This is a genomic window from Bacteroidota bacterium (assembly GCA_016706865.1).
Lineage (GTDB): Bacteria > Bacteroidota > Bacteroidia > Chitinophagales > BACL12 > UBA7236.
This window is the reverse complement of record JADJIS010000003.1, coordinates 2,063,146-2,080,086: the sequence shown is the minus strand read 5'-3', so window position 1 is coordinate 2,080,086 and position 16,941 is coordinate 2,063,146. Positions and strand designations below refer to the sequence as shown.

Annotated in this window: 17 protein-coding genes; 6 read left to right on the top strand and 11 right to left on the bottom strand. The window is 35.5% G+C overall.

The genetic code is table 11. The annotated features are described in order from the left end of the window. The first annotated feature begins 46 nt into the window (after window positions 1-46). Window positions 47-244, top strand: coding sequence for a cold shock domain-containing protein (locus IPI31_18210; protein ID MBK7569758.1), 198 nt, complete (start codon window positions 47-49; stop codon window positions 242-244). A 592-nt stretch (window positions 245-836) separates the two neighbouring features. On the opposite strand, the gene IPI31_18205 is transcribed toward IPI31_18210, so the two are convergent. From IPI31_18205 to IPI31_18190, 4 genes are all read right to left on the bottom strand, one after another. Then, the gene (locus tag IPI31_18205) at window positions 837-1,556 is read right to left on the bottom strand and encodes a YebC/PmpR family DNA-binding transcriptional regulator (GenBank protein ID MBK7569757.1); all 720 of its coding nucleotides are present in this window, start codon (window positions 1,554-1,556) and stop codon (window positions 837-839) included. 83 nt (window positions 1,557-1,639) lie between these two features. After that, window positions 1,640-3,937 (bottom strand): CotH kinase family protein, encoded by a 2,298-nt coding sequence (locus tag IPI31_18200; GenBank protein MBK7569756.1) that lies wholly within the window; start codon window positions 3,935-3,937, stop codon window positions 1,640-1,642. A 145-nt stretch (window positions 3,938-4,082) separates the two neighbouring features. Beyond that, entirely contained in the window at window positions 4,083-4,550 is a 468-nt protein-coding gene (locus IPI31_18195) for a DinB family protein (GenBank protein ID MBK7569755.1), read from the bottom strand. Further along, window positions 4,547-5,089 carry a DinB family protein gene (locus IPI31_18190; protein ID MBK7569754.1) on the bottom strand — a complete coding sequence of 181 codons (543 nt, stop codon included), beginning with the start codon at window positions 5,087-5,089 and terminating at the stop codon, window positions 4,547-4,549. Before IPI31_18190 ends, IPI31_18195 begins: the two co-directional genes overlap by 4 nt. Window positions 5,090-5,207: 118 nt before the next feature. On the opposite strand from IPI31_18190, the gene IPI31_18185 reads away from it, so the two are divergent. Continuing rightward, window positions 5,208-7,307 (top strand): gliding motility-associated C-terminal domain-containing protein, encoded by a 2,100-nt coding sequence (locus IPI31_18185; protein ID MBK7569753.1) that lies wholly within the window; start codon window positions 5,208-5,210, stop codon window positions 7,305-7,307. Window positions 7,308-7,664: 357 nt separating this feature from the next. On the opposite strand, the gene IPI31_18180 is transcribed toward IPI31_18185, so the two are convergent. From IPI31_18180 to IPI31_18160, 5 genes are all read right to left on the bottom strand, one after another. Further along, on the bottom strand, window positions 7,665-8,294 hold the full coding sequence (locus tag IPI31_18180; GenBank protein MBK7569752.1) for a hypothetical protein: 630 nt from the start codon (window positions 8,292-8,294) through the stop codon (window positions 7,665-7,667). Window positions 8,295-8,335: 41 nt separating this feature from the next. Further along, window positions 8,336-9,601, bottom strand: coding sequence for a metallophosphoesterase (locus IPI31_18175; GenBank protein MBK7569751.1), 1,266 nt, complete (start codon window positions 9,599-9,601; stop codon window positions 8,336-8,338). An 18-nt stretch (window positions 9,602-9,619) separates the two neighbouring features. After that, window positions 9,620-10,099: a hypothetical protein gene (locus IPI31_18170; GenBank protein ID MBK7569750.1), complete on the bottom strand. Its 480-nt coding sequence runs from the start codon at window positions 10,097-10,099 to the stop codon at window positions 9,620-9,622. 9 nt (window positions 10,100-10,108) lie between these two features. Continuing rightward, window positions 10,109-11,992 carry an NAD-binding protein gene (locus IPI31_18165; protein MBK7569749.1) on the bottom strand — a complete coding sequence of 628 codons (1,884 nt, stop codon included), beginning with the start codon at window positions 11,990-11,992 and terminating at the stop codon, window positions 10,109-10,111. Between the two features lie 80 nt (window positions 11,993-12,072). After that, the gene (locus IPI31_18160; protein ID MBK7569748.1) at window positions 12,073-12,438 is read right to left on the bottom strand and encodes a VOC family protein; all 366 of its coding nucleotides are present in this window, start codon (window positions 12,436-12,438) and stop codon (window positions 12,073-12,075) included. Between the two features lie 576 nt (window positions 12,439-13,014). On the opposite strand from IPI31_18160, the gene IPI31_18155 reads away from it, so the two are divergent. Together IPI31_18155 and IPI31_18150 are read left to right on the top strand one after the other, a co-directional pair. Continuing rightward, window positions 13,015-13,536: a DinB family protein gene (locus tag IPI31_18155; protein MBK7569747.1), complete on the top strand. Its 522-nt coding sequence runs from the start codon at window positions 13,015-13,017 to the stop codon at window positions 13,534-13,536. Window positions 13,537-13,547: 11 nt separating this feature from the next. Next, entirely contained in the window at window positions 13,548-14,180 is a 633-nt protein-coding gene (locus IPI31_18150) for an FMN-binding negative transcriptional regulator (protein ID MBK7569746.1), read from the top strand. A gap of 44 nt (window positions 14,181-14,224) precedes the next feature. Here IPI31_18150 and IPI31_18145 read toward each other — a convergent pair whose 3' ends face one another. Both IPI31_18145 and IPI31_18140 read right to left on the bottom strand, forming a co-directional pair. Further along, the gene (locus IPI31_18145; GenBank protein ID MBK7569745.1) at window positions 14,225-14,695 is read right to left on the bottom strand and encodes a hypothetical protein; all 471 of its coding nucleotides are present in this window, start codon (window positions 14,693-14,695) and stop codon (window positions 14,225-14,227) included. A 133-nt stretch (window positions 14,696-14,828) separates the two neighbouring features. Further along, complete coding sequence (locus tag IPI31_18140) at window positions 14,829-15,809, bottom strand: PhoH family protein (protein ID MBK7569744.1); 981 nt, start codon at window positions 15,807-15,809, stop codon at window positions 14,829-14,831. A 74-nt stretch (window positions 15,810-15,883) separates the two neighbouring features. On the opposite strand from IPI31_18140, the gene IPI31_18135 reads away from it, so the two are divergent. Next, the gene (locus IPI31_18135) at window positions 15,884-16,657 is read left to right on the top strand and encodes an SAM-dependent chlorinase/fluorinase (protein MBK7569743.1); all 774 of its coding nucleotides are present in this window, start codon (window positions 15,884-15,886) and stop codon (window positions 16,655-16,657) included. Continuing rightward, a complete protein-coding gene (locus tag IPI31_18130; GenBank protein ID MBK7569742.1) occupies window positions 16,654-16,941 on the top strand; it encodes an antibiotic biosynthesis monooxygenase in 288 nt (95 codons plus the stop codon). The genes IPI31_18135 and IPI31_18130 overlap by 4 nt, the downstream gene beginning before the upstream one ends.

Here is a 16,941-nt window from a genome sequence, read left to right as displayed (position 1 = left end):
TATTTTTGCCACGTTAATCAATTTATTAATAATCATTTTTATTACAATGGAAACGGGTAAAGTAAAATTTTTCAATGCCACAAAAGGTTTCGGTTTTATAGTTAAAGACGGAACTAATGAAGAAATTTTTGTTCATCAAACAGGCCTCATCGATAAGATACAACAAAACGACCTTGTATCCTTCGACGTTGTAGATGGCCGCAAAGGTAAAAACGCCGTAAACGTAAAGATCATCGGCGGATAAAAACACCACTCAACCACAAAATTTTCAAACAAAAAAACCAGCCACCGGCTGGTTTTTTTGTTTGAAAAAATAGCGTCCGCCGCGGCGGATGCAAAGTTCATTGAATCGTCCGGGCCCCATCTCTTATCTTCCCCAAGGGGAAAGACGTTTCCTTGTCCGTTTTTCAAGCTTTCTGCAAAATAAATTACCGAACAATTTATTCAACCAATTCCTCTGATTAATATTTTAATTATTGCTGAAAGTTTTTATATTAATTAATTATTTTGGAGTGGATATTTCCTTCATTTTTAATTCCTTCATCTCTTCATTTTTTTATCCCTTTAAATTCGCCAAATCCGCGTCATCCGCGCCTGCCTGCTGACCGCGTCAGGCAGGTTCCCACTTTTTTTCATTCTTTCATTCCTTCATTCTTTCATTTTTTTCTTCCCCTTCCCTCAGACCTACCAGGTTAAAAAAAACCTTGTAGGTCGAGGGTCTTTCATTCCTTCATTTTTTTTCTCCCCCTTCCCTCAGACCTACCAGGTTAAAAAAACCTTGTAGGTCGAGGGTCTTTCATTCCTTCATTCTTTCATTCTTTCATTCTTTAATCCCTTCATTCAATTGTTTCTTCCATATTATGAAACACATTTACCACATCATCATCTTCCATTAATTTATCGATAAGATTATTTATTAGTAATTCGTTGTCGGCATTTAATTTAATTTTATCGTGAGGGATGCGCAATAATTCGGCACCGGTAATTTCGATATGGAGATCATCCAATTTTTTTTGCATGGTGCCAAAATCATTGAATGATGTTTCGAGATATACAGTTCCATCTTCTTCATAAATATCTTCAGCACCCGCATCAATAAGATCGAGTTCCACCTCGTCGAGATTAATTTTGGAAGATTCAATTTTGAATATTCCCTTGCGATCAAATAAATATGCAACCGAACCAAAGGTTCCTAAATTTCCACCACCGCGACTGAATAATAATCTCACATTTGCAACTGTTCTTGTAGTGTTATCGGTTGCACATTCAACCATGAGGGCAACTCCACCCGCTCCAATTCCTTCGTATACCACCTCTTCAAAATTGCCTTCCTCTTTGCTTGATGCGCGTTTAATTGCAGCATCAACACGATCTTTTGGCATGGAAACAGATTTGGCATTTTGAATTGCCAAACGCAATTTCGGATTGGTATCCGGACTTGCACCTCCGTTCTTTACTGCTATCGCAATTTCACGTCCAATGCGGGTGAAATTTTTAGCCATTGCATCCCAGCGTTTAAATTTTTTCTCTTTGCGGTATTCAAATGCACGTCCCATTGTCTTTTTTGTAGTTGAGGATGCAAATTTAACCCAAAATATTAATTAGGAAATGATGAAATGAATGTATTGGACCGTCTATCCTATAATTCAATGAATTTGTAAAAGGAGGACTCCCCATTTTTTTCCAATCGGATAAAATACATTCCGCTACTTAAAAAAGCGGATTGAAGTGTGTAATTATGTCTACCTTCTTGCAAATAAGCATTTTCCACCCTTTCAATTATTTGTCCGTTAATGGATAAGAGATCGATAACAATATCGGAAGGTTCAAACAGATCGAGACTTATCTCACCATTGCCAAACGATGGGTTTCCAAGAATAATAAATTGAAATTGTAAGGTAGAATCAACAGGAATCGTAGCTTCATTATTTGCACCCGGCGATGGTTGTGGTAGGGTCACAAAATTGCCACTGCCATTTGGCAATCTTCCTGTGGAAATATCGGCAACCTGATCTCTGAATGAAATTGTATCAATAACTGAATAATAATATTCAGGTCCGGAAAAAATGCCAATTTCATCACCGGAAGCATCAAGGTTAAAATTGGTATGTACATTACCTTCTTCGGTATCATCATCCGCCCAAATTATTATATAAGTATTCGGCAACATCAAACGATCGGGTAAAGGCCATTTTGCCGGTTGATCAAAATCATCGCTTAAATATTTTCCTGTTAAAAATATATTTTCCGGTCCCGGATTAAACAGTTCTATATAATCTGCATATCCACCAAAATCATCTGTAATTGTGGTTTCATTTTTTGCCATAAATTCATTGATCACTAAATTTTGGGAAGGAGATCCAATATGTATATTTATTGTTTCACAAACAGGATATCTTTTAATATTTCCTATATTGTCGGTGGCTTCAAAATAATAAAATAATTCTGTATCATCAGACCCAGAACTGATGGTTGCGCCAAATATATCATCAGCGGGAAGTGAATCATTATGAACGCCATCATCAAATAAATTTAATTGCGTAAAGGCGATATTATCTTCACTGTAAAATACGGAACAATTATTAATGGAATTATCATCTAAAGCAAATAAACGAATAATAATTTCCTCGCCCGGTTGAGGTAATGTTTTGATATGCGTTTCGTTTTCCAAAATGGGTGCAATATCATTTAATTCCACTTGTGATAATGAATTATCAACTCTGGCGGAAATAAAATTTTCAATTCCGTAAGGTGTATGTCCTATGATATTATTGGTATTAAATCCATCATAAAAATCGTCGTAAGTAAATCCATAATCATAGGTGCGGAAAACATCTTCCAATGCAGCCGGAGCAATAAGATCGCGTATGGAATCAATATGAGGAAAAATGGTTGCAGGAACCATAATTGTGGTGGATAATTGATTTAAATAATAACTGAAAAGGTCCACATATTCAGGAATTTGAAATAATCTTTCCACCAGTGGCCGATCGTCGAAATTCCAATTATAAATATCTCTTTCTGCCCAATCAATTCCAAACCAATCAACACCCAGAACATTATCACAATCGTAACTTAAAAATTGAAATTTACCGGTACTCTGATTGTGATATAAATAATAATTATTTTGATTTGCGCCGTAATTATCCCAGTGCCCGGTAGAAACATCCAAAGCATAAATTTTCAAAAATCCTGCAACATCAAATATTTTTTCCAGTTCACACGACAGGTCTGCAATTGGAGTATTATTCAAAACATCAGCGAGGTTTACCAGATCACTTTTGTCATTTTGTTGTTCGTTGGTTATTAATTCGTAGGTATTATATTCACTCTGACTTGGGCCATTGTATTCCAATGTGCTTCCGTATAAACATTTATACAAATTACCGCTGCTTTCACCAAACCTGTCTTGTAAAAATATATCGTCATATTCTTCCGTCAAACTATATAAACCATAATAGGTATCATTAATATAAAATTTAGCAAAAGAAACTCTGCGTGTTGGTAAACCAAAATCGTTGTAGATGTCAAAATATATTTTTTCACGGCTCATGGTTGGGTCGTTGTGATTGCCAATGAGATTTAATTTTTTGGCGCCTTCAAAACGTCTGCCTGTAACATATGTATTAAAAGAAATTTTAAACGATTTTTTTGCTGATTCCAGTGAAGTATTTCCTCTCAGTCTTAATCCAACATTTTCCAGTGTGTCGGAATTTACCCCATTTTGATAAACAAATAATACAGCATATTCATGTTCGTTTTCTAATTCATCATACAATTCATCCAGTGAATCGGGGTCCATTGTAATTAAAATAGTATTTACCAAAGTATCGTCATACAAAATAGAATAAGGAACATTTTGGGCTTGAGCAAGCGCAGAAATTGAAAGAAGTAAAAACAGAAAATTTAATTTAACACTTTTTATCATTTTAAACATTTCCCCTATTTATCAAAACCTATAAACATATATAAGGTTATTGTGGTGCAAAATAACGACATATATGTCCAATAACCTTATTTCTTCATACCATAAACATCAAAAGGAAATAACTAGTTCTCCTGCATTATCAGATGAATTATCCTTAAGTAACCAACTTTTTTAACATGGATATTTGTCCGAAATGATAATTGTCGTGGTGGAGGATGCCTTGTATCACTTCATAATTTGTCCATTCATTTTTGGAGGGAGCATATCCCTTATTTAATGTTTCATCGTTGAGATTTTCAAGATAATTTTCCCAATCTGTTTCCGATTTTTCTAATCTGCTAAGCAGTTGAGACCATGCTTCGGGAGAGGTATCCGGTGGATTCGACAAATAATTATCTTCAGGAGATTTAAAAAAATCACCTTGTATTTTACGTAAAACATTCTCTCTCCATCCAACACAATGCTGCACTAATTGCCAAATAGTATTTGCATTTTTTATCGGGCGCAGTGCTGCTTGTTCCGCACTGATGCCACTTAACAGATCTGTAAGTTTAATTGCGGTCCATGGATTGCCATCATACAGTTCGAAAAATAATTTTTTAATGCGTTGAGACTCATTCATGCCTGAACATATTTAGGTTTTTGCAAATTTTCAATTGTTTGTTGATGATGTTGTATATGAAAGGTTGTGAAATACAACATCTCCCGAAGGGTGATCTTTCCCAACAAGGGATGCGGCAACAAATATCTATCAAGATCAACATCTTTCCACCTTTCCATTTTAGATATCAATCTGTTGTGAAGTATCATAAATTTTTTCAACTCTGTTTCTTTTGTGACATCCACTTTTTGTGTATTTGGCACATAGGGTTTCGAAGCTTTGCCTCCCGCTTCAAGTTTGCCGATATATTTCGCCAAAAGTTCGTCGAAACTTCGGCTGTTTCTGTTCGGCTTTCCAAAGAATAAGCGCAGTAAAAATTTGGGTAAACTGAATGCAAGAATTATCGGACTTATTGCTAACATTAGATGTCGGGTGTTTTCTGAAACACTCCACTTGTCGCCATATGATGCAAAATAATCCATTTCCACCATTTTCAGGCAAAAATTTTCGTAGTTGGCAATTGCATCCTTTAATTTAGAAGTGACTTCAATTTTTGTCATAAACCAACGTTTTGTTAATAAATAGCATCTTCATTTAGGGGTCAAAATACGGGATTTTATTGCAATTTTGCAGGAATTACCTATCTTCGTAAAAAAATCACACGCACCTTTTAAATTTATGCCGCGAATACCCTTATTGTTTTGTGCTGTGTATCTCCTCAACTTTTTGACCCTTAGGGCTCAAACAAGTATTTCCGGGGTGATCAACAATTATTATGAAGTTACCGGAATTGATATTTGTAATAATAGTCTTACGCTTGACAATACACCTTTAGGACTTTCCATTGGCGATAATGTGCTTCTTATACAGATGCGTGGTGTTGATGCCGAAGCCGATAATCTCCCAACCTATGGTTCAATTTTGAATTATGCCAAGAGCGGCGATTATGAAATGTTTACTGTTCAAAACATTGTTTTTAATGTTGTTACATTAAATGAAATTATTGATAGACCTTATGATCTTGCAGGACGTTGTCAGTTGGTTCGTGTGCCTGAGTATGTGGATGTAGATATCGTAGGAACCGTAACAGGGCTTCCATGGAATGGAACGACAGGTGGCATTATTTCTTTAATTTCTACAGGTACAATTTCATTTGGTGCTGATATCGATGCTACAGGAATTGGATTTCGTGGTTCTGCAGTGGTGATCAATACACCTTGTATAACTGGCGGTGCTACCGGATTTGACGGTTATGTAATTCTGCCCGGTGAAGATAAAGCAGGGTTTAAAGGTGAAGGTATTTCAGAAAATGGTGATGGTTTGGCCGCCCGAGGAGCACCAGCAAATGGCGGTGGTGGTGGAAACGACAGACAAACCGGTGGTGGTGGTGGAAGTAATAATGTGAATGGTGGAATGGGTGGACAATTAATTAATCCCGCTGCAGGATTATGTGGTGGAACTTATCCCGGATTTGGGGGATGGTCGCTGGATTATAATAATGTTACCAATAAGATATGGATGGGAGGAGGTGGAGGCGCCGGAAGTTCGAATATCGGAACAGGCACTCAAGGAGGAAACGGTGGCGGTCTTATCATGATCATCGCAAATAATATTGAAGGAAATGGATTTTTTATCAGGTCAAACGGAGAGAGCGTTACTGATGTTGCTTTTGATGATGGTGCTGGCGGTGGTGGCGGTGCAGGAACGGTTGCAATGGAATTGAACAACGTTTCCACTACACTAAATGTGCAGGTTGTAGGTGGTAATGGCGGTGATACCGATAATTCGTTTGATGGAATTAATTGTGTTGGTCCGGGAGGCGGTGGTTCCGGCGGATTACTTTGGGTTAATGCCCCTGTAATGCCAGGTGGAATAAATTTAGATGCAGCGGGCGGAAGTCCGGGAAAAACCGTTGGGGAAGGCGTTGGCTCACCATGTTTTAACTCCTCTAATAATGCTACTGCCGGTGCCGCAGGATTTTATTTGGGTGATCTTGATATTCCACAACCTAGTGTAATTTATGTTGAGCTTACGGTTGATATGATTCCTGATGATGCAGTTGTTTGCGCAGGAAATGAATTATATATGTCGTCGGTTGCCACAGGAACCGGCACATTAGCCTACGACTGGAACGACCCTGCAACATCAAATACTCCTGATCTTACTATTATACCTCCATCTGATTTTACTTATACTTTGATAGTTACTGATGATCTTGGTTGTCAGATAATTGGTTTTGTTGAAGTAGATGTTATTGACAGTGTTGCAATAACTGCATTTCCTGATACTACTCTGGAACTCGGAAATTTTATGACCTTGTATTCAAATCTGGATGATACTTATACTTATCTATGGTCACCAAATTATAATATTTCGGATGTTACAGCTGCAAATCCGCTTATCAATCCATACGAAACAACAACTTATTGTGTAACTGCCACGCATCCCACCGGATGTACTTCTACCGATTGTATTACAATTTTAGTTGCAGCTGCAGTTGCTTTCCCAAATGTATTTACTCCGAATGAAGATGGATTAAATGATCTTTTCAGAGTTCCTCCTACAACTAATTTATGTGAGGAAGTAACTTATTTCTCTGTATTTAATCGATGGGGGCAAAAAGTATATGATTATTTTGCAACTGCCGACAGTGGTGGTTGGGATGGTAATGATATTTCCGGCAGACCACAGGAAATTGGAACTTATATGTATGTAGTTCAAATGTTGTGCGATGGAATTAATGAAACGTATTCCGGTGCTCTTATTTTATTAAGATAAGGTTAAATAGATTTTCTCTCTTCTAGGATATTAAAGAAAGGTAGCATCGTTTGTTATGAAAAATATATTCTTATATAATGTGCTAAAATAATTTTAATTAGCCGGTAAGACGGAAAGTTCGGGAAGGAAACGGTAAGAAATTTTCGTTGGAATGATATTTTATTAGCGCGAGGAACGCGTATCGGGTATCAGGATTTGGGATATCGAAATGAGGATAATTTAACTCTTATTTGTAAATGTATTTTATAATATTACTATTTTCGTTAATTAATAAAATTGGGCTTAGAAATTTGCTGTTTAATAACGAAGATCTAATTTTATCGACAAAGTAAATCCTGATACCTGATTCCGGATACCTTATTTTACCAATAACCCATCATTTTTCAAAAGTGTATTTATCTCTGCAGGAGTTAATTTACCTACTTCTCGTTCGGCGTCTATGTAATCAAGTTCGCCATTATATTTAAATTGAATTCTTCTTTCTCGTCCGCCAAATTCTTCGCAATTTATGTTTTGGTAATTTTTAATTTTTCCGGTATCATAATATTCTTTGCGCATTAACATTAATCCGTCTTCATTGTAATATTTTACAATATTGGGTTTATCTTTTGTATAATATGATTTCCAAAAACCTGTTTCATGTCCGTTGGAATAAGTGCCTTCAATTTGAACAACGCCACTCGGATAATAAAATTTCCACTCACCAGATAATATTCCGTTTTTAAGATTACCTTCCAACATGAGTTTTTCTTTATTGTAAGATGCTATTTTACCTGTATAAGGTTCATCCTCGAATTTATAAACTGTGGGTGTGTAATTTAAAACATCTGCACTATCGCTTGCCGACATCGGCACAAAGTTAAAACCACCCGTTTCTGAGGTTAAATTTTCTACCCGTAAACTTCCATTTTTATCAAATGCTTTGGAATTTTGTGAGCAGGAGGAAATAATAATTGTGAGTGAAAAAAGAATTATAATATTTTTCATATTTTATTAAGTTAAATTAATCTTACAATATTAATAATATTTCAGCTGGTTTTTCTTCTTAAGGTGATCTTGGTTATTTCCGGCCAAATGCCAATTCTGCCGGGATACCCAACAGTTCCGAGTCCGCGGTTGACATATAAATGGTGTTTGCCATTTTGATATAAACCTGCCCATTCTTTATACACTAATTGAGATGGAGATATTCTGAATGCCGGTGTTTCTATACCCATTTGAAATCCATGCGTATGTCCGCTCAAAGTAAGTTGTGGTGGATATTGTTCTTCCAACACTTTTGCGCGCCAGTGTGAAGGGTCATGCGATAATAAAATTTTAAAGGCATTTGATTCTATTCCTTTGCTCGCAATAGTAAGATCTCCGATTTTCGGAAAATCTCCTTTGCCCCAATTTTCAACACCAATGATATGAATTTTTTCACCACCTTTTTCAATAAAGGTATTTTCATTCAACAATAATTTAAATCCTAATAGAGGATGAATATTTTTTACATTATGCAAATTTTGATCTCTGTCCTCTTCGGTTTTCCATTTAATATAATCACCATAATCGTGGTTTCCTAGAATTGAATATACTCCGAATGGTGCAGTTAAGGTATTAAAAGTATCGTACCATCCATCCATTTCATCTGCATTGCTATTAACGATATCGCCGGTAAAAAATAAAACTTCCGATTTTAAATCCGTAATGAGTTCCACTAAATATTCCAGTTTGTGTTTTGAGGCCTTGTCCCAGGAACCGATGTGGAGATCGCTGATCTGAGTGATGGTAAATCCATCGAATGCAGAGGGAAGATCATCGAAAAAAATTTCTTCGCTGCGTACTGTAAAGTTAAATCTACCCTTAAAAATTCCGTATAAAAATCCTGAAAAAGGAAGTAACCCTGCTATGAGTGCTGATTTGGCAATAAAATTTCTTCTATTTATTAATATCCCGGATTCTGTTTTTGCCTTTTTTCTTTTGCGATAGGTGTAAAAACTGTAGGGAATTCTGTAAACATCCTCTGTAATAAATAAAATTAATGCAACGATGAGTTTGGAGAATAAAAGGGAAACAAAAATTCCCATGAAATAGGAATTTAATCTCGCAATTTCAGGATCCATATATTTAACAAAAAGAAATCCTATACTCGAAATCAGGAATATTAAAATATTAATTATCCAATAAATTCGAACAGCTCGTTTGGGATTTTTAAAGAAGGTAGACCTGATGGCAGAATGAATAAAAAGATCAGAAACGAAATAAAATCCTCCTGTAAATAATAAACGCATGAGTAATGCCTGAATATCCATAAATTGTTCTTGTTTGGGTTAAACAACGCCTAAGGCAGAAGAGTTTACTAATTTAACATTTACTTCAGGTGGGACACCTAATTCTATATCGATCTCATTAAATTTAAAACTTCCCAGGGTGAGTTTACTTTGAAATTCATCGGCAGAAACCAGTGTAGTAACAATAACTTTAAGCATGGTCTTATCTTCATGTTGCTTCAGTAGCGCTTCAATATCACTTTTGCTTACATTGGCAAATTTCTCGAAATGAAAAATGATCCGAGGTGGAACACCTACCCCGATATTGATCTCCTTGGTTCTGAAACCTGTTTTTTCAATCAAAGGCGAAAGTGCTATCAGGTCGTTTGTGAAACCGGTAAGTTTTTCCTTTGTGAGATTTTTAACGTCGTAAAACTTGTCGAGTGTATCTTTTAATAGGTTACTGGCTTCATCAAAACCAATACCCAGCAACGAAGAAGTATCTGTTAATACATTCTTCAAAGTATTTTTGATATCCATGGTGCAAAATTAATCTTCCGCCAATACAATTATTTTATCTTGGGGAGAAAAATTGATCAAATCCGATTTTTTGGGATTGGTTTTAACACCATAAGCCATATTGGCATCGTGTTCATGTTGCATTGTTCGGTATCCGATCGCAGTTTCGTTTTTGCGTTTCGCCGATTCTATTAAAGTATAAAAATTTACTTCGCTTCCTATATTGATATAATCGGTGATTGGTTTCATATAGATCTCGCTACCATCCTCATCCAATATATCTTCAAACACGCGCATCAAACCTTTGTTTTCTGAAACCTGCGTGATGAGCAGACTCAACATTTTATCACTAACAATAAAATCATCTGCATTTGTAACCTCTGCGAGTTCTCTGTTTTTAAGGTCGAGCATTTCGCTTACTATATTCAGGTCTTTATTTTCGCGTTCACTCATATCGCGCAAGTGAAGTAATGTTATCAAGGTTATAGAATCAGATTTTTGCATCTTCTCATTTTTATAACTGAATAACATGATATAATCGTATTGAAAAACATTTAACACTTCCAATAAACTTCTGTCAGTTGTGTCTGCTTTCCGATAATCAACTTTAAGATTATTGAATTCATTTTCCTGCTCCAATTCCAATGGTTTATTGTGATTGGCAATTACCGTTACCTCCGAATTTTTTCCGACATAATTATTTAATTCTTTTATTACCCTTATAACACGATTATTCCAACCGAGCAATAATATTTTTTCCTGTTTTGGAGTTGTTTTTAAGGGATTATTATTTATTGCAGATTCATTAATTGGCAGGTCAGATCTGTTTGATAAATTAATAGTGTCATCATCTTCGCTCATCACTATTATTTCATCCCCTTCTTCTATCAACATGTCCATACCGGGATTAATATTGGAGATTCCTTTTTTGCTCAAACCCATGATGCAGCTTGTTTCGTACATGGAAAGTACTTCTCCGTATTTTTTGCCTACAAGAGCTTTTTCCTCCTTAAAATAGATCTCATCTCCACCGAAATCCATTAATTCGGTGTATACTATACTTAAACCACTTTGGCGTGAGGTTTGCACCATAATTCGGGCAACAATATCGTCGGTTAGAATTAATTCCACTTCGTCTTTTCCTACCATTTTTGCAACATTGTAATTCTGAATATCATTCATTTCTGCAACAATATGATATTTCCCTTCTTTGCGTTGGGGATTATTTGTGATTGCTAAAATTGTTTTAATTGTTTCAAAATCCCCTGCTTCATCATCATTACTTAAAATAATAATGGATTTTGCTTTGGAGGGATTTACAATAAAAAGATCCGTCGGATTTGTTACATCTCCGTTTCTGCAAATAACTTTTGTATTTTTTGTATCAGGGATATTATTTTTTATAGCATCTTCCATATCTACTTTATCGATATTGGAGAGAATAACAATGCGCGGTTTTTTTTGGTTTTCGTTTGCGATAGTGAGTTCAGAAATAATGGTAAATATTTTAGAACTCCAACCCAGAATAAGTACGTAATCATTTTCCATCACTTCACTTTTTCCTTTTCTCAATTCATCTAATTTACCTTCAATACCGCTCGATAAAACACCAATTAAAATACTCACGATAAAAATACCTCCAAGTGTTACGATCAACATTATAATTCTAAAACCCCAGCCTGCATCACCACCCATGGTTCCGGCATCCAGAGTGCGCATTAAACTCTGCCAGGCAGCTTCAATAAAATTCAATCCTTCCTCTTCAGGTTGGGCTATACCGGTTACGGCAAGTATTATAGATGCAAAAATGATGAGTATAAGAGATATAATTCCCAACCAGATGATAAGGGCAATAGGGCCTTTGCTCATAGTATTATCAAAGGCATATCGCATTTTCTTTGTAAAGGTGCTCATTGTGGTTTGTTTGGGTTAAATATAAAAGAAAACCTGCAATTTCTAAATTGCAGGTTCCAATATTACATAAGTGTATTTAATTATTTAGCACTGGGATCCATTTGCATCATGCCATGTATAACACCGTCGGGATCTTTAAAGTAACATAAATGTCCCATTGTTGGAATGCTCGATTTAGGAACAACAATAATTCCACCATGTGCCTCCACATTCGCAATTGCTTTATCAATATTTTCAACATTAATTGTATTCACAACAGGCATGCTTGGGTCGCGTCTTTTAATTATCGCCCCATTGATGCCGTGTTCTGAATCTTCCCCCGTAGTTACAAGCCAATATTCCTCTTCTCCCCATTTAGTAAAGGTCCATCCAAAGGTTTTGCTATAAAATTCAATTGTTTGTTCAGGGTTTGTTGCTGGGATCTCAAAATGAATGATTCTTGACATAAATTTTTTTTCGAAGGTAATGTTTCTTCTTTAATCTGCACAACACAGGTAAATATTTAACATATTCCTTGATTAAAAAGGTAGCTTTTAAAATATAGAGTATTTTTTGATAGGACTCACTGTGAATAAATTGTCAGGAGTCATTGGTCATTAGTCAGGAGTAAAACTTTCATGCTCACTTTAATTAAACTCACCACTCATTTTCGTGAATCGTCAATCGTGAATCGTGAGTCTGCCTGACGGCAGTCAGGTCCGTTCCAGCTACCATCGGGGCATTTTTTGAAGACATCAAACTTTAGGCTTAGAAGGAGCATACTCACCAATCACTATTCACCACTCACCTAATGAGTTATGAGTAATGAGTAATGATCTTAGTTCAACGTAGGAAAATACTTTTCATTCCCCAATGTGTCAGGCGTTAAAATTATCAATCTTCACGCCTCACGAAATAATTATCAGCAGTAAAATTTTCCGGTTACTACGAGCCTGACTCACGTCTCACGCTTCACGACTCACGAAATCTCATTTCTTTTGTGAATCCATTTTAAGTTGTGCAACTTTGTAAAAAAATCTATTATGCTTACCTGGACCCATCCCGTTGAAGGAGAATATCTTCCATATCAAAAAGCTTACCTCGATAAAGTGCCTGATGGTGATCTTATCGAAATATTGAAAAACAATGTGGTAAAAACTTCCGATTTTTTGCGACAACTTAGTGATGAACAAATATTGTATAGGTATGCAGAAGGAAAATGGAATATTAAGGAGATCTTACAGCATATTATTGATACAGAGCGCATCATGAGTTATCGCGCATTGCGATTTGCGAGAAAGGATGCAACTGCACTGCCCGGATTTGAACAGGATGATTATGTAGCAAATGCAAATACCGATGAACGCGATTTTATTGAAATGATACTGGAATTTTTTGCGGTGAGAACTTCTACAGTTTATTTATTTAATAGTTTTAATGACGAACTGATGGAATTTACCGCAATTGCAAATAAAGGTCCTGTAAAAGTAAAATCATTTGCCTATGTAATTGCAGGACACGAATTGCACCATATGCAAATAATAAAAGAACGATATATAAAATAAAATTTTTCAAAATGTATATTCCTAAAATTAATAAACTTACTGAACAAGAAACTATTTATCGTTTCATGCAGGAAAACTCTTTTGCAATAATTGTTAGTGAGTTAAACGGAGAAATTATTGCTACTCACATGCCTGTTGAGCTGGAAGAAAATGATAAAGGCGAAAAGGTGTTGCGCTCCCACATGGCAAAACAAAATCCGCAATGGAATAATTTTGAAAAATTCGATCAGGTGCTTGTAATTTTTAGTGGTCCGCATACTTACATTTCTTCTTCCTGGTACGACCATGTAAATGTTCCTACCTGGAATTACATTGCAGTGCATGTTTACGGTAAACCACGAATATTAGATGAAGAGGAAACGATAGGCGTTTTAACCAGATTGGTGAACAGATATGAAAATGCTTCCGAAAAACCCTTTAAAATGGAAAATCTGAGTGAAGATTATTTACAAAGCCATTTAAAAGCTTTAGTTGCCTTTGAAATTTCCATTGACAGAATTGATGCTAAGCAAAAATTAAGTCAAAACAGGAATGAACATAATTATGATCTGGTGATAAATGAATTGAATAAAAGAGAGGATGCGCAAAGTGATGCGGTGAAAAAGGAAATGGAGAGGATTAAGAAGGATTTGTTTAAGAAATGATTTTTATATAATTATTATTAGGTTACCTAGGTTAAATAGGTTTTTTAATCACAATAATTAAATTTCTGCTCTATCCACATTAAATTTCCTTTTACTTCAATAGGGTTGCGTCGATATAGGAATATTGGGTTTGAATCAACTAATTGAATTTGATATTCTGTAAAATATTGAGCAAATTCTGGTTTTTGGACTTGTTGATTTAAATTCACAACTTCTATTGTATCAAAAAGAGAAATAAATATTACCTCGTTTTTAATTTCATATTTGCCCGTTTGATCGTAATTCAATTCAATATCAATACCCCCATTTATTTTAGTGTCGAAACTACCAGTCTTGTAGGTGCCGTCAATGTAAAATTTATAATATCTTTTTTTAAATAATTCAGGATTATTCTCAGAATATTGATAGGGTTCTGAACAAATTAGAATATTTTCACTAATATTTGAAGTGGTATGAGTATTTTTTTTAATGACGTTGCAAGAAAAAAGGAACGCAATGACCATAAGGTACTTCATAAGTTAAATTTTAAAAGATAGTAAGTTCAGTAAAAATTAAACTCCAAGTCTTTAAAATATCATAATCTGTTAACTACTCTCGTAAATCTATTTTAAAATTACATCTATCTCTTCAAATTTTTTATATTTTCATTTAATCATCCTCCGAAGCCCTATCCTCCAACCTGTTCTTTTCTTTATCGTATGCCTTGATAATGGATTTTACAAGTCTATGGCGAACAACATCATTTTCATTTAAAAATATGGTTCCTATTCCATCAATTCCCTTTAATATTCTGAGTGAAGTAAATAATCCTGAGGATTGATTTCTCGGAAGGTCTATTTGGGTAAGATCGCCGGTGATGATACATTTTGCACTGGGGCCAATGCGCGTTAAAAACATTTTAATTTGTGCATCGGTTGCATTTTGTGCTTCATCTAAAATTATAAATGCGTGATCCAAAGTTCTTCCGCGCATAAATGCAAGAGGAGCAATTTCGATTACTCTGTTTTGCATATACAAATTAAGTTTCTCGATTGGCAGCATATCGTCGAGTGCATCGTATAACGGTCGTAGATATGGATCTATCTTTTCTTTAAGATCTCCGGGTAAAAAACCGAGATTTTCACCTGCCTCTACTGCAGGTCGGGTAAGAATTATTCTTTTTACCGATTTATCTTTCAGCGCTCTCACCGCCAGGGCAACTGCCGTATATGTTTTTCCTGTTCCGGCAGGGCCGATGGCAAAAACGATATCATTTTCGTTGGCGAGCTGCACCATTTTTTTCTGATTTGGAGTTCTGGCTCTAACAATAAAACCATTTGGTCCATGCACAATGGCATCTTCCGGAAGTTCGGGAACATCCACCAATTCTTCTTCGGCAACACCAAAAAGAATGCTTTGAAGATTTGTGTCGCTAATACTGCCAAATTTTTCGAGATGTTGCAATACCAGATCAATTTTGGCCTTGAATTCATCGGTATCTTTCTCATTTCCACGCACTTTTAACTCATTTCCGCGGGCAGAAATATTTAAAAAGGGGAAAGTTTTTTTTATGATGCCGAGTCTTGCATTATGTATACCATAGAAGTCAATCGGGCGCACACCGTCTAAAGGAATAGTTATTTCAATCAATTTTTCTTATAGTTTTGTACCGTTCAACAGCAAATTTAATTTATTTGTTCAATTAATTGTTTTTCGATTAAAAAATGGCAATTGTAACCTTAACCTCCGATCTGGGAATCAAAGATTATTATGTTGCCATAATAAAGGGTAAGATATTGTCGCGAATGGCAACTGCCAATATTGTAGATATCTCCCATGAAATTGCCCCATTTGATATTCAGGAGGCTGCGTTTTTATTAAAAAATACCTTTTTTCATTTTCCGGCCGGCACTATACATTTGGTGAGCGTGCATGCGGAAAGGAGAAATCCCACGAAATGTTTAATTATTGAATTTAAAGATCATTTTTTTGTGGGAATAGATAATGGATTATTTGCTCTATTATTTGAAGATCAGCCGACAAAAATTATAGAAGTGCCTCAAAAACAGGAAATCAATTCGTCATTTATTGCAAAAGATGTTTTGTGTGACATTGTGGGTGACTTATTAGCGGGCAAATCGATGAATAATTTGGGTAATCCATTAAATGCTATCGAAACTAAAACATATCTTCGTCCGCCCGACAATGCGTTTATGATGCGGGCAAATATTGTTTATATCGACAGATTTGGCAATTTGATCATTAATATTACCAAAGAAAGGTTCGAACAAAGCCGGAAGGGGAGGAGTTTCATCATCAATTATAAAAGAAATGAAGAACTTCGTGAAATTTCGGCAACTTATGGAGATGTTCCGGAAGGGGAAAGATTATGTTTATTTAATGCTTCCGGATATCTCGAAATTGCAATTAATAAAGGAAATGCAAATCAATTATTAGGTTTGCACCTGGATAACACTATACAAATTGAGTTTGAATGATAATACGCACAGTTAAAATGACCTTCGATCCGGAAAAGGTTGGAGAATTTATTAAGATATTTGAATTTGCGCACCATAAAATTGAGGCATTTCCGGGATGTAAGGGTGTTGATCTTTGTCGCGATCTGGCTCAGCAGAATATTTTGATTACAATTAGTTTATGGGAAAGTTTGCAACATCTTGATGCCTATAGAAAATCAGAATTATTTAAATCGACCTGGGAAGAGACTAAAAAATTGTTTATCGACAGAGCAGATGCCTGGTCGCTTGAAAAAATAATGTAG